This is a genomic window from Lachnospira hominis (ex Liu et al. 2021), assembly GCF_014287955.1.
In the GTDB taxonomy this organism is placed as follows: domain Bacteria; phylum Bacillota; class Clostridia; order Lachnospirales; family Lachnospiraceae; genus Lachnospira; species Lachnospira hominis.
In genome coordinates this window covers 90612-107193 of the sequence record NZ_JACOPD010000005.1, presented here as the reverse complement: position 1 = coordinate 107193, position 16582 = coordinate 90612, and the positions used below count along the sequence as shown (strand labels likewise).

Annotated in this window: 17 protein-coding genes; 4 read left to right on the top strand and 13 right to left on the bottom strand. The window is 36.3% G+C overall.

What is annotated here, in order from left to right:
• Positions 1-22 precede the first annotated feature (22 nt).
• Positions 23-724: an ABC transporter ATP-binding protein gene (locus H8S01_RS08100; RefSeq protein ID WP_021866807.1), complete on the bottom strand. Its 702-nt coding sequence runs from the start codon at positions 722-724 to the stop codon at positions 23-25.
• Positions 725-817: 93 nt separating this feature from the next.
• On the opposite strand from H8S01_RS08100, the gene H8S01_RS08095 reads away from it, so the two are divergent.
• Positions 818-2116, top strand: a complete 1299-nt coding sequence (locus H8S01_RS08095) for a D-alanyl-D-alanine carboxypeptidase family protein (RefSeq protein ID WP_243204293.1) — start codon at positions 818-820, stop codon at positions 2114-2116.
• A 70-nt stretch (positions 2117-2186) separates the two neighbouring features.
• Positions 2187-3056, top strand: a complete 870-nt coding sequence (locus H8S01_RS08090) for a polysaccharide deacetylase family protein (RefSeq protein WP_186836861.1) — start codon at positions 2187-2189, stop codon at positions 3054-3056.
• Positions 3057-3134: 78 nt separating this feature from the next.
• Here H8S01_RS08090 and H8S01_RS08085 read toward each other — a convergent pair whose 3' ends face one another.
• The 8 genes from H8S01_RS08085 to H8S01_RS08050 all read right to left on the bottom strand — a co-directional run bounded on the left by H8S01_RS08085 (position 3135) and on the right by H8S01_RS08050 (position 10917).
• Positions 3135-4379 carry an ABC transporter permease gene (locus H8S01_RS08085; protein ID WP_021866810.1) on the bottom strand — a complete coding sequence of 415 codons (1245 nt, stop codon included), beginning with the start codon at positions 4377-4379 and terminating at the stop codon, positions 3135-3137.
• Entirely contained in the window at positions 4379-5314 is a 936-nt protein-coding gene (locus H8S01_RS08080; RefSeq protein ID WP_021866811.1) for an ABC transporter ATP-binding protein, read from the bottom strand. The genes H8S01_RS08085 and H8S01_RS08080 overlap by 1 nt, the downstream gene beginning before the upstream one ends.
• A 219-nt stretch (positions 5315-5533) precedes the next feature.
• Positions 5534-6337, bottom strand: a complete 804-nt coding sequence (locus tag H8S01_RS08075) for a gluconate 5-dehydrogenase (protein ID WP_420323502.1) — start codon at positions 6335-6337, stop codon at positions 5534-5536.
• Positions 6338-6455: 118 nt separating this feature from the next.
• On the bottom strand, positions 6456-7298 hold the full coding sequence (kduI, locus tag H8S01_RS08070; protein WP_021866813.1) for a 5-dehydro-4-deoxy-D-glucuronate isomerase: 843 nt from the start codon (positions 7296-7298) through the stop codon (positions 6456-6458).
• A 67-nt stretch (positions 7299-7365) separates the two neighbouring features.
• Positions 7366-8007 carry an ABC transporter ATP-binding protein gene (locus tag H8S01_RS08065; protein ID WP_021866814.1) on the bottom strand — a complete coding sequence of 214 codons (642 nt, stop codon included), beginning with the start codon at positions 8005-8007 and terminating at the stop codon, positions 7366-7368.
• Between the two features lie 21 nt (positions 8008-8028).
• The gene (locus tag H8S01_RS08060; RefSeq protein WP_186836860.1) at positions 8029-8877 is read right to left on the bottom strand and encodes a hypothetical protein; all 849 of its coding nucleotides are present in this window, start codon (positions 8875-8877) and stop codon (positions 8029-8031) included.
• Positions 8864-9655 carry a hypothetical protein gene (locus H8S01_RS08055; RefSeq protein ID WP_021866816.1) on the bottom strand — a complete coding sequence of 264 codons (792 nt, stop codon included), beginning with the start codon at positions 9653-9655 and terminating at the stop codon, positions 8864-8866. Before H8S01_RS08055 ends, H8S01_RS08060 begins: the two co-directional genes overlap by 14 nt.
• A 71-nt stretch (positions 9656-9726) precedes the next feature.
• A complete protein-coding gene (locus H8S01_RS08050; protein ID WP_186836859.1) occupies positions 9727-10917 on the bottom strand; it encodes a hypothetical protein in 1191 nt (396 codons plus the stop codon).
• 341 nt (positions 10918-11258) lie between these two features.
• Here H8S01_RS08050 and truA point away from each other — a divergent pair, with 341 nt between their 5' ends.
• Together truA and H8S01_RS08040 are read left to right on the top strand one after the other, a co-directional pair.
• On the top strand, positions 11259-12056 hold the full coding sequence (gene truA, locus H8S01_RS08045) for a tRNA pseudouridine(38-40) synthase TruA (protein ID WP_186836858.1): 798 nt from the start codon (positions 11259-11261) through the stop codon (positions 12054-12056).
• Between the two features lie 96 nt (positions 12057-12152).
• Complete coding sequence (locus tag H8S01_RS08040; protein ID WP_021866644.1) at positions 12153-13181, top strand: 3-deoxy-7-phosphoheptulonate synthase; 1029 nt, start codon at positions 12153-12155, stop codon at positions 13179-13181.
• 76 nt (positions 13182-13257) lie between these two features.
• Here the strand turns inward: H8S01_RS08040 and H8S01_RS08035 are convergent, their stop codons facing one another.
• The 4 genes from H8S01_RS08035 to H8S01_RS08020 all read right to left on the bottom strand — a co-directional run bounded on the left by H8S01_RS08035 (position 13258) and on the right by H8S01_RS08020 (position 16580).
• Positions 13258-13815, bottom strand: a complete 558-nt coding sequence (locus H8S01_RS08035) for a hypothetical protein (RefSeq protein ID WP_186836857.1) — start codon at positions 13813-13815, stop codon at positions 13258-13260.
• A gap of 22 nt (positions 13816-13837) precedes the next feature.
• Positions 13838-14380, bottom strand: coding sequence for an NUDIX hydrolase (locus H8S01_RS08030; RefSeq protein ID WP_021866642.1), 543 nt, complete (start codon positions 14378-14380; stop codon positions 13838-13840).
• A 34-nt stretch (positions 14381-14414) separates the two neighbouring features.
• Positions 14415-15215 carry a pyrroline-5-carboxylate reductase gene (proC, locus tag H8S01_RS08025; RefSeq protein ID WP_186836856.1) on the bottom strand — a complete coding sequence of 267 codons (801 nt, stop codon included), beginning with the start codon at positions 15213-15215 and terminating at the stop codon, positions 14415-14417.
• A gap of 81 nt (positions 15216-15296) precedes the next feature.
• Positions 15297-16580, bottom strand: coding sequence for an aminotransferase class I/II-fold pyridoxal phosphate-dependent enzyme (locus tag H8S01_RS08020; protein WP_021866640.1), 1284 nt, complete (start codon positions 16578-16580; stop codon positions 15297-15299).
• Positions 16581-16582: the final 2 nt, after the last annotated feature.

Genomic DNA, 16582 nt, shown 5'->3' with positions numbered 1-16582 from the left:
AATCCTCCAAAATATGTAAATATTACCATTCTATTTCATCTATCGGCACCGGATTTTCATTGACTGTAACGTCTGATATAACTCCGTTTTTAACGCGGATAACCTTATTTCCCATAGGTGTGAGGGCAAGATTATGTGTAATGACAACAACCGTAACACCATGTTTAATACAAGTATCCTGTAAAAGCTTCAGCACAGCTTTGCCTGTCTGGTAATCAAGTGCACCTGTAGGCTCATCGCAGAGAAGAATCTTTGGATTTTTTGCCAGTGCTCTTGCTATTGCAACCCTCTGCTGCTCACCACCCGAAAGCTGGGCCGGGAAATTTTTCTTTCTGTCTGAAAGACCGACTGCGTCAAGTGTCTTATCAATGTCAAGCGGATCTTTGCAAATCTGTGCCGCAAGTTCTACATTTTCCCTTGCAGTAAGATTCTGCACAAGATTATAGAACTGGAAAACAAATCCTATATCATATCTTCTATATGCTGTAAGCTGCTTTGCATCCATTTCATTAACATGCTGTCCGTCAACTATAATCTCACCCGTCGTAGCTGTATCCATTCCACCAAGCAGATTAAGAATTGTGCTTTTTCCCGCACCACTCGGTCCTGCAATAACTGCAAATTCACCTTTTTCTATAGTAAAAGATGCCCCTGCAAGTGCCTTTATCTTAACATCACCCATTTTATATATCTTTTTTACATTATTAAATTCTATATAACTCATATAAAACTCCTTTCCGCATTATATAAAAATTTTGTATTTTATTTATATTTACTGCATAAATATTATAATAATCATTATATCAGATTTTTTAATATGACAAAGAAAAAAATCAATATTTTCAAAAAATTTTTATTATATACAGTTATAATTTCAATTATGACTGTACATTTTTTTAATCTTTTTACAACGGCCTCATACGCAAAAGAATCCCCTGATTCAATCTTTGCAAAATATGCCGTACTTCTGGATGGCGATACCGGACGTGTTTTATATGGCAAAAATGAAAATGAAAAAGCTCCAATGGCAAGCACTACAAAAATAATGACATGCATAATCGCACTTGAATATGCAAAAGAAAATATTTTTTGTACAACATCAGCATATGCCGCATCAATGCCTGATGTACAGCTTAATGCTGTAAAAGGTGAGATTTTTTCTATAAATGACCTGCTGTATTCACTCATGTTAAAATCACACAATGATACAGCTGTAATAATCGCCGAAAATATCGCTCTGCATTATCTATACGATGGAGATGACAAAGACAGTATGAGTCCGGAAACCAACACCGACGAACAGTCCAGAATGCTTGTCCTTCTTTTTGCATCGGCAATGAACCGGAAAGCCGCAGAACTTGGCTGTCATGATACATATTTTATAACCCCGAACGGCCTTGACAGCGAAGATGAAAATGGAATACATTCAACAACAGCCAGAGACCTCGCGACAATAATGGCATATTGCATTAAAAATCAGGATTTTCTTAATATAACACAATCCAAAAACCACACTTTTACATCATCATTAAAAACTTCTGATAATAATCTTAAAACATATAATTCATACAGTGTTTCTAACTCCAATGCCTTTTTAGACATGTATGATAATGTAATTTCGGGAAAAACCGGTTTTACAGGAGATGCAGGCTACTGTTATGTATGTGCATACAGGTGTGACGGACGTACATTTATTGTTGCACTCATGGCATGCGGCTGGCCCAATAATAAAACATATAAATGGAAAGATACACGGAAACTTCTGGATTACGCAAGAAACACGTACTATCCGTCAGAAATCATCTCCAAAGACATGCAGCCAGACGATATAATCGTTGAAAATGGTAATCCATCGGTACTTCATTTAAAAATCGAGAACAATAATGGTTTCACTGCACTTTTATCACACGATGATAAAGTAAATGTATCAATACATATGCAGACACTTTCAGCTCCTGTCATTTCAGGCGAAACCGTAGGCGAAGTGTGTGCATATATTAATAATGAAAAAATTTACAGTCTGCCAATCACAGCTGCAAATACTATTAAGGAAAAAAATTATGTATTTTACTTGAAACAATTGCTAAAACGTCTAATATTTATCGACAAATCATGACAATTATACTATAATATTATTCAGTTTTTATAAAAGTTATCAATTGCATACAGAAAGGCAGATTGTATAAATGAACAAAATATATAAAGCTTTTCCGGGAGGAAAGCATAAAGTTCTTACTTTGAGCTATGATGATGGAAAGGTTCAGGACAGACGTCTTGTCAAGATTTTTAATAAATATGGAATAAAAGCAACATTTAATCTGAATTCAGGTCTTACTGATATGAAAAACCGTATTCCAAAAGAAGAATGGACTTCTTTATATGCCGGTCATGAAGTTGCCGTACACACAGTAACGCACCCTACTATCGCAAGATGTCCGTCACCTGAAATATTTCATGAAATATATGATGATAAAATGGAAATTGAAAAAGTATTTGGTTATCCCGTAAGAGGAATCGCTTATCCTAACGGTTCATGTGACGACAGATGTGTAGACATTGCACGAAATGCCGGTATCGTATATGGCAGAATTGCTGCCGATAAATACTCAGCAGTCTGCAGCACTGAAACAAATGCAAAGTTTGCAGAAGCTCCTATCCTTCTGGGTGATGAAAACGGATTCGGAATGCCTGATGATTACATGCGTTGGCTCCCTACATGCCATCACAACCATCATCTCAAAGAATTCGGTAAAAAATTCATGTCCTTAAAGAAAAAGCAATATCTTTACATGATGTATGTATGGGGACACAGTTTTGAATTTGACAGAAATGATAACTGGAATATAATCGAAGAATTCTGTGAAATGATATCAGGTCAGGACGACATCTGGTATGCAACCAATATAGAAATTGTCGATTATAACGACATATTCAACCGCCTTCAGTTTGCAGCTGACAACAGTTTTGTATACAATCCTTCTGCTGCTTCTGCATGGCTTATGAAAAATGATGAAGAATGTATTGAAGTTAAAGGCGGAACACTCGTAAAGCTTTAATTAAAAATTTAATATCCGTATATTCCAACAGGCTGTGCATGACTTTTATACCATCATACACAGCCTGTTCTTTTTATCTTAGTTTTCTTTTATTGATTTAAATGCATTGGAAAGTTTTATTGGATTACCATATCTTAATGTACCCATTCTGTATATCTTCGCACCTATTATTCCTACAACAACAATACTTGCTACAAGTATAATAAATGATACTACGATTTCCCATGTATTTACAGAGCCCATTGCCACTCGCGCAAACATAGCACTGTAAGAACTTACAGGCAGAAATGATGTAACTTTTATCATAATTCCATCAACATTCGTCAAAGATGCAAGTGTAATAAAGTAAACAATCATAATTACCATCTGCACGCCGCCCGCACTCTTATTTATATCTTCTGTCTTTGATACAAGTGCCCCCATTGCACCATATATAAATGTGTAGAATAAAAATCCACCTATTCCAAAAAGTGCAAACACAACAAGCACATTTGCCGGAATATCAAGGACCATATTAAGCATGCCGCCCCATTTATCCTGATTAATCTTATAAGAAATAAGAACAGTTCCAAGCATAACAGCTGACTGAATAAGTGCTGCTACTGCACCTGCAAGTACCTTCGCAAAGAATAAAAGATTAGTATCAACACTTGTAACAAGCACTTCCATTGTTCTGTTGCTCTTCTCCTGCGTTACCGAAGTCGCAACCATAGAGCCATACATAATAATAATCATAAAAATAATCATCACAAGTCCATAACAGTACCAGTAATTGCTTCCCATGTCTTTGCCAAGAATATTTTCGTGGCAGTCAATCTGCGGATTAAATGCCTGTGTTAATGAAGCATAATCTATACCATTTTTCTGGCAATATACCATCTGATTCAACACTGTCATCACCTGTGTGAAAACAACCTGATTATCATCTGTCATACTCTGATTATATACATAGTAATCATAGTCTGTAAGCGAATTAACTACAAAGCCGGCTGATACTTCATCAGCCTTGACTTTATCAACAAGTTCGTTTTCTCCTGAAGCCTTTTTTATTGCATCATCATGATAAAAGTTCTGTATAAAGCTTATATCAGTAACCATACCACTCTTATCATATACAAGTATAGTGCTGTCAGAATCTGCACCTGAATTTTCATCGGATACATCATTTTTGTTCTCACCCGTAACAGAACCTATGTCAATGAAATTTGGCACAAACATAATAATACCGGCAACAAGTGCAATAATAACAGTAGTAATTACATAACTCTTATTTTTTATGTAATTCATCAGTTCATACTGAAAAATAACTCCGAATTTTTTCATTATTCTGCCGCCTCCTTCTCATCTGCATCACCAACTTTTGAAACAAAAATATCATTAAGAGACGGCTTATAAGTCTCAAATCGTTCAATCTCTATATTTTCACTGATAAACTTTGAAAGAATCTGCTTTCTTGATACATCTGCAACATTTTTAATAATCAATTCTTCCTTTGTTCTTCCTGTAATCTCAAGAATATCTGACATATGTTCATTAATAATATTTTCAAGGTCATCCAATGTCTTATCAACAGCTGATACAACAAGCTGATTCTTTCCAAACTCTCTTTTAATATTGTCAAGGTCACCGGATAACACAACGTCTCCCTTATTGATAATAACTATATCCTTACAGAATTCCTCAACATAACTCATCTGGTGGCTTGAAAAAATAACTATCTTATTCTGCCCTATAAGCTCCATGACAACATCCTGTAAAATTCTTGAATTAACAGGGTCAAGACCACTGAACGGCTCATCAAGAATAACTATATCAGGATCACATACCAATGTTGATGCAAGTTGCACTTTCTGCTGATTACCTTTTGAAAGAGTCTCAAGCTTTGCATTTTCATATTCAAGAACGCCAAGCCTTTTCAGCCATTTTTTTGAATTGGCAACAGCCTCGGATTTTGATATTCCTCTGATTCTTCCAAGATAAACCATCTGTTCAATTACTTTCTTCTTAGGATAAAGACCTCTCTCTTCCGGAAGATAACCTATAAGATGCTTTCTCTGGTTAAACTTTTCTCCATCAAGAAGAACTTCTCCTGAATTGGCACGGAATACATCCATAAGAATTCTTATCGTTGTAGTCTTACCGGCACCATTTCTTCCCAGAAGTCCAAGTGCTCTTCCGCTTTGAACTTCAAAAGAAATTCCATGAAGCACCTGTTTATCGCCAAATGATTTGGTGATATCTTTTACTTCTAACTTCATATAACCCTCACATTTCTGTGCATACAATTATATTCCTGCACAATATTTTAATTTCCAAAATAAATTATATCAGATAGTTAAAAAATTGTCTACCGACAGTTATGCTAAAAAATATTGCCCTCCTGATCCTGACAAAGAGTCTAAAAATCCCGGACAGCTTAAACTGCCCGGGAATAAAACAATATATATTATGTTTTTATTTACTTATCTGTATTATTCTTACTGTGGCTGCTTGCCGATGTAAGCAAGGATACCACCATCAACGTAAAGAATATGTCCGTTAACTGCATCTGATGCTTCTGAAGCAAGGAATACAGCTGGACCAGCTAATTCTTCTGGCTTTAACCATCTGTTAGCAGGTGTCTTAGCACAGATAAACTGGTCAAATGGATGTCTTGAACCATCTGGCTGACGCTCTCTTAATGGAGCTGTCTGAGGTGTCTCGATATAACCAGGTCCGATACCGTTACACTGGATATTATACTGACCATATTCAGAACAGATATTTCTTGTGAGCATCTTGAGACCACCCTTAGCTGCTGCATAAGCAGAAACTGTCTCACGACCTAACTCTGACATCATAGAACAGATGTTGATAATCTTACCATGACCTCTTTCAATCATTGATGGAATAACAGCCTTAGATACGATGAAAGGTGCATTTAAGTCTACATCGATAACCTGTCTGAATTCAGCAGCTGTCATATCACACATAGGGATTCTCTTAATGATACCTGCGTTGTTTACAAGAATATCAATAGGAGCAACTTCCTTTGCAATCTTTGCAACCATTTCATTAACAGCATCCTCATTTGTTACGTCACAAACATAACCATGAGCTTCAATTCCTGCTTCCTTATATGCAGCAATACCCTTATCAACTAACTCCTGCTTAATATCGTTGAATACGATTGTAGCACCAGCCTTAGCCATGCCTGAAGCAATAGCAAAACCGATACCATAAGAAGCACCTGTAACTAATGCAGTCTTACCTTCAAGTGAAAAATTTACTGACATTTTCATTCTCCTTTTCTTAAATAAATTCTATAAATGAAACCATACGGTGTCATTCCAAAAATATAATCTGACTTTTCAGAACCAGTTTAAACCGGATTGTTGATTAATTATTATCAGATAGTAATTATCTTAAATCCTTCATATCAACATCATCCATGTCATCGAAATCCTGATTCTCGCCAACCATGCCCCAGATAAATGTGTAAGCATGTGTAGCAGATGCTGAATGAATTGACCAGCTAGGTGAAATAACAGCCTCTTCATTTCTCATAACAATATGTCTTGTCTCTGTAGGTTCTCCCATGTAATGGAAAACAACGGCATCTTCAGGTACCTCAAAGTAAAGATATACTTCCATTCTTCTGTCATGTGTATGACATGGCATTGTATTCCATACACTGCCAGGCTCAAGACAAGTCATACCCATCTCAAGCTGACATGACTCAACCTGTCCCGGAAGAATATACTTATTGATTGTTCTGTGGTTAGCACTCTCAAGACATCCGAGTTCTTTCTTATTTTCAGGAAGAATATCCTTGGCTGGGTCGATAAATACTGTAGGATATGTCTTATGTGCAGGGGCACTGTTAAAATAGAACTTAGCCGGATTAGCTGCATCATCACTTGCGAACTTAATCTCCTTAGCACCCATTCCTATATACATACCGTCTTTGTACTTAAACTTATAATCCTTGCCGTCAACAGTAACTGTACCGTTACCGCCGATATTGATAATACCCATCTCACGTCTCTCAAGGAAATATGCAGCTCTGAGTTCTGCACCTGCCTCAAGTGTAAGTGTCTTTGCTGCAGGTGTAGCAGCACCTACAATAATTCTGTCAATCTGGCTGTATACAGTCTTAATCTCGTCAGCAACAAAAAGGTCCTGAACGAGGAAATCATGTCTCAATCTGTCAGTATCGTAATTCTTTACGTCTGCCGGATTAGCTCCTGGTCTTACTTCCATTGTAATTCTCCTTTTTATAAGTTTCTTCATTGTCTAATATCTTAACACATTTTGAAAAAAATTACAACTACTTCACCCTTGTAAGCACCCCCAGATCCATTTCACATACCGTATCACACAAAACATCAATATCTTCCGCACTGTGATTTGCCATAATAATCGTCTTTCCCTGCTGTGCAAGACTCTTAAAAAGCTCTCTCATCTCTTTCACACCATGTTTATCGAGTCCGTTCATAGGCTCATCAAGAAGAAGTATATCGGGATTTTCCATAATCGCCTGTGCAAGTCCCAGTCTCTGCCTCATTCCGAGCGAATAACGCCCAACATGCTTCTTACTGTCAGGGTCAAGTCCTACAAACGAAATAGCCTCACGAATCTGTTCCCTGCCTATTTTTTTATTAATCCCGGCAAGGAATTTAAGATTATTATAACCGCTGTAATTATTAAGAAATCCCGGTGTTTCAATGATTGCTCCAAGATTTTCCGGAACATCTATATCTTTTCCGATTTTTTTGCCGTTTACTGTAACACTGCCCTGCGTCACAGGCACAAAACCGCATATACATTTCATAAGCATAGTTTTTCCTGAACCGTTACGACCTATAAGCCCGTGTATTTTTCCCTTTTCAAAAGAAATATTTACATCATTCAATACTGTTGCCGCACCATATTTCTTTGTCACATGTGAAATTTCTATAATATCACTCATATATACCTCTCTTTCCGCACATCAATGCTCATTTCTAACAATAATTTCCTGTTTTCTTCCAAAAAATACAGCCAAAAATGTAAGTACAGCTATCAGCAGCACATACATTCCAAGTACATAACCTATCGAAGGATTTGCCGTCATGCCTGCAACATCAATATTATTAAGTGAATTCCAGCTTATAGGAGAAAACCATATAAGCCTTTGATTTCCATCTACAACAGCAGTTAATATCACAAAAAATCCGGCAATTATTGTCCCCGCAACATTAGTTTTTGTAATAACATTTACTGTATATATAAGAAGTCCGATAAAAATAAAACTTAATACCATAAGCAGAAATGAAAAAAACATAGCCTGTGCAGGTGTATAATATCTTATTACAATCGTCGGTACCTTTACTGTCGTATAATTAATTCCCAATGTGCTAAGCACTGTAGACGTGCCTGCCGAACCAAGCACTTTTCCCCATGAGGTTCCCCACTTTATATGACCGATATTAATAATTATCGTAGAAAAAAGCAGCACAAATGCGTATATAACAGAGCCTGCATATATGTATAATACCTGTCCGAAACACCACTTTTTTCTGCTCGTCCTTAACATAACATATGACTGGTTGCTGTCTATAAACGGAGCATCACAAAAAATAAATACAATAGGTGCCATAAATACAATCTTCATAAATCTCCAGCAGAAAAGAAACGGAAATATCCATGGATTCATCTTCTCACCAACAAGAGGTATAATTTTCCACATTCCGGAAATATACGAATAAACAAAAAGAAACGACATGATAAGACACATCTTTATACGGCTGTTAGAACCCCATTTCCTTATATTCTGCATACATATTCTAAATGATTTCATTACCGACCCTCCTCTTTACAAATCTATAAAACACACAACCGGCAAGAACAATATATCCAATTACAACCATTAATGACATAATAAGCATAACAGATGTACTCGTTCCATATGCTCCGCTTGCTCCCTGAATAGCCGGAAGTTTCAAAGCACCCGGAAGAAATCCAAAAAAATTTCTGATAATAATCACAACCATAAGCGGAAGTGTTACAGCTACAAAAGAATTGGGAATTATTGACGATATTGCAAATGCGATTGAGGCATATGCCGACGTTGCAAGTGAAAAGCACACCGTCTTAACAATTATAACCATATACGGAAACGAAGACGCTGCAATGTCATAGAACTGCCTTCCTTTACTAATCTCCATCCCATATGTTCTCTGAATATCACATCCGTACCGGATTGCCCATATTCCTGTACTGACATTAAGCCCTACAAAACTCACCGCAAATGATGTCAGTGCACACACAACCATCTTTGCGGCAGCATAACTTATTACATTACTTCTTATAATAACAGAATTGATATATCTGTCATTCCAGTCGTCGCAAAAGCTACATGCAAACGGAAATGAAGCTGTCAGAAATAATACAACATCAAAATTAGAAACACCGGTAACAACTATAAGCATCGATTCAGCCGCAGAATTTTTTACAACATCCATATGCCCTGCTATGAATACGATACTTATATATATAAGCAGCGATATATAAAAACGCCATGAACACATAACTCTCATAAGTTCATGGCGGCACATACCCCTTAATTTTATCCTCATAAAATCCCTCCTACACTTTGACGTATTATCCTCATAAATTATACTTAACACATAAACCGCATGTGACTCACTTAACTTTGAGAACTCATTTTCCTGATGATATTATAAGTTGTATTCATTATATATATACTTTTTGTAACACCTCTGTAAGCCGTTCCATCTTTTACCGTAGCACTTTCGACTTCATATGTAATCTGCCATACCGGATATGTAACCGCCTCTGTTCCTCTGTAATAATCATCCATAACTTTCGCCAGTGGACAATATACCTGCCGTATTTCAGTTATTTTCATTTTCATTATACCGCCTGCATATTGATTATCTGTATTAAAAGCAGTAATAGCATCCTCCAGTGTACATAATTGATTATTTTCCGGACTGCCGCCACATGTAATATTATATGTATAATTATCAGCTATTAACTTAATATCATCTCTTCCCACTACCACTCTTACATAACATGGATTGGAATAATTCACATTATTGCTTTTGGCTCCCGCCCAGGCAACAGGTATTCCCTCAATATTTTTATAAAACAAAAAATCATATACTTCATCTTCTTTATTCCATGTTATCTCTTCTTTATTATCACTCTTTAACGAACCGGAATACTTTAAATCTTGAACATTCTCTTCCCTGTTCATTATCTCTGTCATATGCGAAGCATCCATGGCAAAATATTCTATCACATCACCTACACCGGTTATTCCAAGCTTGTCACAATACTGTCTTGCTCTTTTTTCTGCTTCTTCTTTTGAAAAGTCTTCAAGTTCATCCAGCGGCAGATAATCTTTTTTATCTTTTTCTAACCGCACATACAAATTATACTTTCTGTCACTTGCATCCTTTGATGTGTACATTTTCATACTAAAAGTCTCTGTATAAGAGCTTCCGTCACTGTACTTATACATGATATTTCTTACATTTCCTGTCGTTTTGTCCAATATTTCTTTACGATCTGATAATTCTTTACCATCCTGTGCAAACACATCCGCATGTTTATCTGCTGTTGCTGAATCTACACCTGAATAATCAATCGTATAACTTTTGAACTCTTTATCTGTTCTGTACACGTCAGCATCAATCTCAAGCACATCACTGACAGTTGACTTTATATGATCGCTGTTATAATCAATCTGCTGTGTGCTTTCACCCGCATCTTTTTCAACTACTCTTGTTCCATCCGGAAACAATGAACATCCTGCCATAGTACACATAACCAGTACTGCAGCTGCTATACGCATTCTTTTTCTTATTACCATACGCACAACCTCTCCTTATTTAATTTTTATATATAAATCCCTATTTGCATAGAGTTCTATAGCTGTTTAGAATAAGCATCTCCTGCTTATTCGTTAAATATATCCCACCACAATCACGTAGTCTTTACATTTCAGATAATAACATTTTTCTACATTTTTTTCAATATCATTATATCAATCTGATATTTTTTGTGAATTATATACAATTTTCAATTTTTTTGTATTTTTTCTTTATATTCTCAAACCTTTGCAAAATCATACTATTGCCCGTTTATTATTTTTGTTCTATAATTACTTTAGATATTTGTTTTTAGATAATTTTACCAAAAAAGGAGTTTTGGATGTTTCACTATATGATTACCGTTTCCTATGACGGTTCTTCCTTCAACGGCTGGCAGCTTCAGCCCGACAATCCGTTAATCACAATTCAGGGACTTCTGAATTATGAATTAAGTAAGTTCACAGGTGAAGATATTAATATCCGTGCAAGCGGACGTACCGATTCGGGCGTACATGCCACCTGCCAGACCGCTGATTTTTTCTGCAATAAAAATCTTGATTTAAAGAATTTTCCAAAAGAAATAAACCGCAAACTGTGCGATTCCGTAAGAATAACAAGTATCTGCCGTGTGCGTGATGATTTTCACAGCAGAAAAAGTGCTTTGAGCAAAACTTATTCTTATTTTGTAAGTCTTTCTGACAAGCCCGATGTTTTTTATCACAGATTTGTATACACTCCTTGTATGCCGCCTTTAAATATAAAACCAAGCATGTGCAGTTCTCCTGATATTGAATTCATGAAAAAGTGCTCCCGTATTTTTATAGGAACTCATGATTTTTCAGCATTTACAACTGACAAATCACCTGATAAATCCCATGTAAGAACAATCAGTGATATTAATATTTCAATAATTGAAAACACGGATATTATGCGTATTGATTTTACAGGGGACGGATTTTTATATAATATGGTACGCATTATTGCCGGAACTCTTTTACAGGCAGGCTACGGACAGTTTACATACGACGATATAAAACAGGCTATGGAAAGCAGAATTCGCAGCAATGCTGGCGTCACTCTTCCATCCAACGCACTTTTTCTTACAGACGTGGAATATGACAACAACTTCTTTATATAAAGAAGTAATTATTTATGCCCGGGTTTACATTTTTTAATATTTATATTATAATTCTAAGCTGATGCAAAAGCGAAAATCGCAGAAATGAGGTAAAAAATGAGTTTTGAATTTATAAGAAAACTTCCTTCTCCTACGGAGATTAAAGCCGAATTTCCTGTCCCTGAAAAAACAGCTGCATTAAAAGCTGAGCGTGACAAGGAAATCGCTGATGTTATAACTGGAAAATCAGATAAATTTCTTGCAATTATAGGTCCATGTTCGGCAGATAACGAAGATGCCGTTCTTGATTATACACTCCGCCTTAAAAAAGTTCAGGAAAAAATCAAGGATAAAGTTATTATTATTCCTCGTGTATACACAAATAAGCCACGTACAACAGGCACAGGTTACAAGGGCATGTTACATCAGCCTGACCCTGAAAAGAAGCCTGATTTGCTTGCAGGGCTTGTAGCAATCCGCAAGATGCACATAAGAGTCATGGAAGAAACAGAACTTATGCCTGCAGATGAGATGCTCTACCCTGAGAATTACTGGTTTCTTGCAGATGTTCTATCTTATGTCGCAGTCGGTGCCCGTTCTGTTGAAGACCAGCAGCACAGACTTACTGTAAGCGGCATGGATGTTCCTGCCGGAATGAAAAACCCTACAAGCGGTGATTTTTCTGTAATGCTTAATTCTGTTGTTGCTGCACAGGCAAAACAGACATTTATCTACAGAAACTGGGAAGTTGCAACACCCGGCAATCCACTCGCACATACAATTCTGCGTGGTGCCGTTAATAAACATGGTCAGAACATTCCTAACTATCACTACGAAGATCTGATGCGTCTTGTCAATATGTATAATGCCCGCGATTTGATGAATCCGGCATGCGTTGTAGATGCAAACCACAGCAACTCAGGAAAGATATATCAGGAACAGATTCGTATCACTAAAGAAATCCTTCACAGCATGAAACATTCATCAGACGTAAAGAAGCTCATCAAAGGTGTTATGATTGAAAGTTACATTGAACCGGGCTGCCAGAAAGTCGGCGACGGTGTATATGGAAAGTCTATCACTGACCCATGTCTTGGATGGGACGAATCAGAAAAGCTTTTATACGAAATAGCAGAGCTTGTATAAATAAAGACAGAAAAAGGCGGCATTTTCAACTTTCCAAAAGGAAAGAAAAACGCCGCCTTTTTTGCCTTATTTAATCTTAAAAAATCAGCATATACATTTTTTTTAATGCTATAGGATTCAAAAAAGCCTCCATATATGTACCTGCTACAAACATAGCAATTACAATTCCTGCAAGAATAAGATTTTTTCTCATTCCTACCAATCCCGTACTCTCGATAAATATTTTTAACATAAGAACATACATTATTCCATAAAAGATAAACTGCGGAAATATTGAAATCAAAAATACAGCAATACCCATAAGCCCATATTTTAAAACCATTATGCTTATAAGTATTCCGCTTCCGGCTCCGGCCGCCATTGTAAATAATGCATAAATCGGAATTCTTATCTTTGTTATTCCTGCAAGTACAAGAAATACCAGCCATTTCATACGTGATTTTAACACATATTTCCACACTGTTATTCCATTTATTCTCACCGAATCATATATTGCAAGATAATCATTTCCAAGTAAATCTGCGTTTGTTATTTTTAATTTTATAAATATGTTAAACAATACCGTTCCAACAATCATCCCGGCAAAAATAAATAAAATAAACCTGTATCTTCTTATTAATAATGATGCCTTCACAGCCTGGCCTTTTTTGTTTTATTTATTGCATTGTATGTTTCGTTTTATTTATATATGCCATAATTGCAGCAATAGTTTTTGAATCCTGTATTTTACCGCTGTAAATCATATCCGTTATTTCATCTTCAGTGTAACTTTCAACATCAATAAATTCATCTTCATCAAGATGCTGCTGTGTTTTACAGAGATTTTTTGCAGTATAAACTTCTATTATCTCATTACAGAATGCAACTGCTGTCACAAGGCTTACAAGATGCGTAAGTCTGTCTGTCTTGTATCCTGTCTCTTCTTCAAGCTCACGCATCGCCGCAGCATATGCCTCTTCGCCCTTATTTATTCCACCTGCCGGAATTTCAAGTGTCTCTCTGTCGAGTGCATTACGAAACTGTCTCACAAGAAGTATTCTTCCGTCATCAAGCACCGGAATAACCGCAGCTGCACCACTGTGCTCGATAAAATCCCACTTTGCAACATTTCCGTCAGGTGTCATTATATCATCTTCATAAAATGATAATATTGAGCCTTTATGCTTTAATGTTCTTCCGACTCTTTTTATATGTTCCATATTTATTCCCTATTCTCTAAATTTATTGTTTTTATTATTTTTTTACTCCGTTACATGCCTCAAAACATGCATCTGTCGCTTTTATAAGTGCATTTCTGAATCCATTTTCTTCAAGAGCTGCAACCCCCTTAATTGTTGTGCCTCCAGGTGAGCATACATTATCCTTTAATTTTCCAGGATGCTCACCAGTTTCAAGAACCATTTTTGCCGAGCCAAGTACAGTCTGTGCAACAAGCTTGTAAGCATCTTTTCTCGGTATTCCATACTTTACGGCACCATCTGCAAGTGCTTCTATAAACATGTATACATATGCAGGTGAACTTCCGCTTGCACATACAACTCCACTCATAAGATTTTCCGGAACAGTTACCACTTTGCCGAAAGAATTAAAGAATTTTTCAATTATATCTCTTTCTTCAAATGAAAATTCTGCTGTATTATAGCTTATCCCTGTCATTCCCTCTCCGACAAGTGCAGGCGTGTTTGGCATTGCACGCACAACTCTTATATTGTCACCAAGTTTTCTTTTTATATCTGTAATTGTTATTCCGGGTGCGAGCGATATTACAATACTTTCCTCTGTAACTATATCATGTATATTTTTTAAAACCACATCATATACCTGAGGTTTTACAGCCAGAATTATGTATTTTGCATTGTTTGCACATTCAGCATTACTCTCCGCAAATCTTACGCCTGTCTCTTCACTTATTTTTTCTCTTCTGTCACTGCTTGGACATGTAAATATTATGTCTTCTTTTGAAAACGAATTAAGTGCACCTTTAAGCATAGCATAACCCATATTACCCATTCCGATAAATCCAAATGTATTCATACTCTTCTCCATCCTTTTACTTATTTTAAATAAACCCATTCCAAATATTATATCTGAAATGGGTTTGTCTTATAATTTATTTTACTTTGTTTCAAGTATTTTTTCAATACTTACTATTTTTACGCATAATACAAATATATCTGACGCAAGTTCCATCTCCTCAGGTGTTGGGAATGATGGTGCAATACGGATATTGCTGTCTTTAGGGTCTTTTCCATATGGGAATGTTGCACCTGCATTTGTAAGTACAACTCCGGCATCTTTACATTTTGCAACGATTGCCTTTGCACAGCCCTCCATAGCATCAAATGAAATAAAGTAACCACCGCGTGGCTCTGACCATGTACCGATACCAAGTCCAGTAAGTTCTTCTTTAAGGACTTTAAGTGTTGCCTCAAATTTTGGTCTCATCTGTGCAGCATGCTTCATCATATGAGCCTTTACGCCTTCAAGATTCTTAAAATATCTTACATGTCTTAACTGATTAATCTTATCATGACCGATTGTCTGTATTGTAAGCTGTTTCTTAATATCAGCAACATTCGCCTCAGATGAAGCAAGTGCAGCCATTCCCGAACCAGGAAAGCTTACTTTTGATGTTGAAGCAAATTCAAATACCATATCAGGATTTCCTGCTTTTTCACATTCTGATATAATATCAAGAATTTCATCCTGCTTATCTTCATAAAGATGGTGAATTACATATGCATTATCCCAGAATATTCTGAAATCTTTTGCAGCCGGCTTTAATGCTGCAAATCTCTTAACTGTCTCATCTGAATATGTGTAGCCCTGAGGGTTTGAATACTTAGGAACACACCATATACCTTTAACAGATTCATCATTATTTACATATTTTTCTATCATATCCATATCAGGACCATTTTCTGACATTGGAATGTTAATCATTTCGATACCAAAATGTTCGGTAATAGCAAAATGTCTGTCATAACCAGGTACAGGACAAAGGAATTTAACCTTATCAAGCTTGCACCATGGAGTATTTCCAAGCAAACCATGTGTATATGCTCTTGAAACCTGGTCATACATAATATTAAGACTTGCATTGCCATATATTATCACATGTTCAGGAGTTGTTCCCATTATATCTGCCATAAGCTTCTTAGCTTCCGGAATACCATCGAGAACACCGTAGTTTCTGCAATCTGTTCCATCTTCTGACTTCATATCTGAAGAACTGTTAATAGTATCAAGCATATCCATAGTAATATTAAGCTGTGTTGCTGACGGCTTACCTCTTGACATATTAAGACTAAGACCTTTAGACTGTGCCTCTTTATATGTCTCGTCCAATTCTTCTTTAAGTTTTAATAATTCTTCTTTGCTCATTTCGCAATATTGCATAG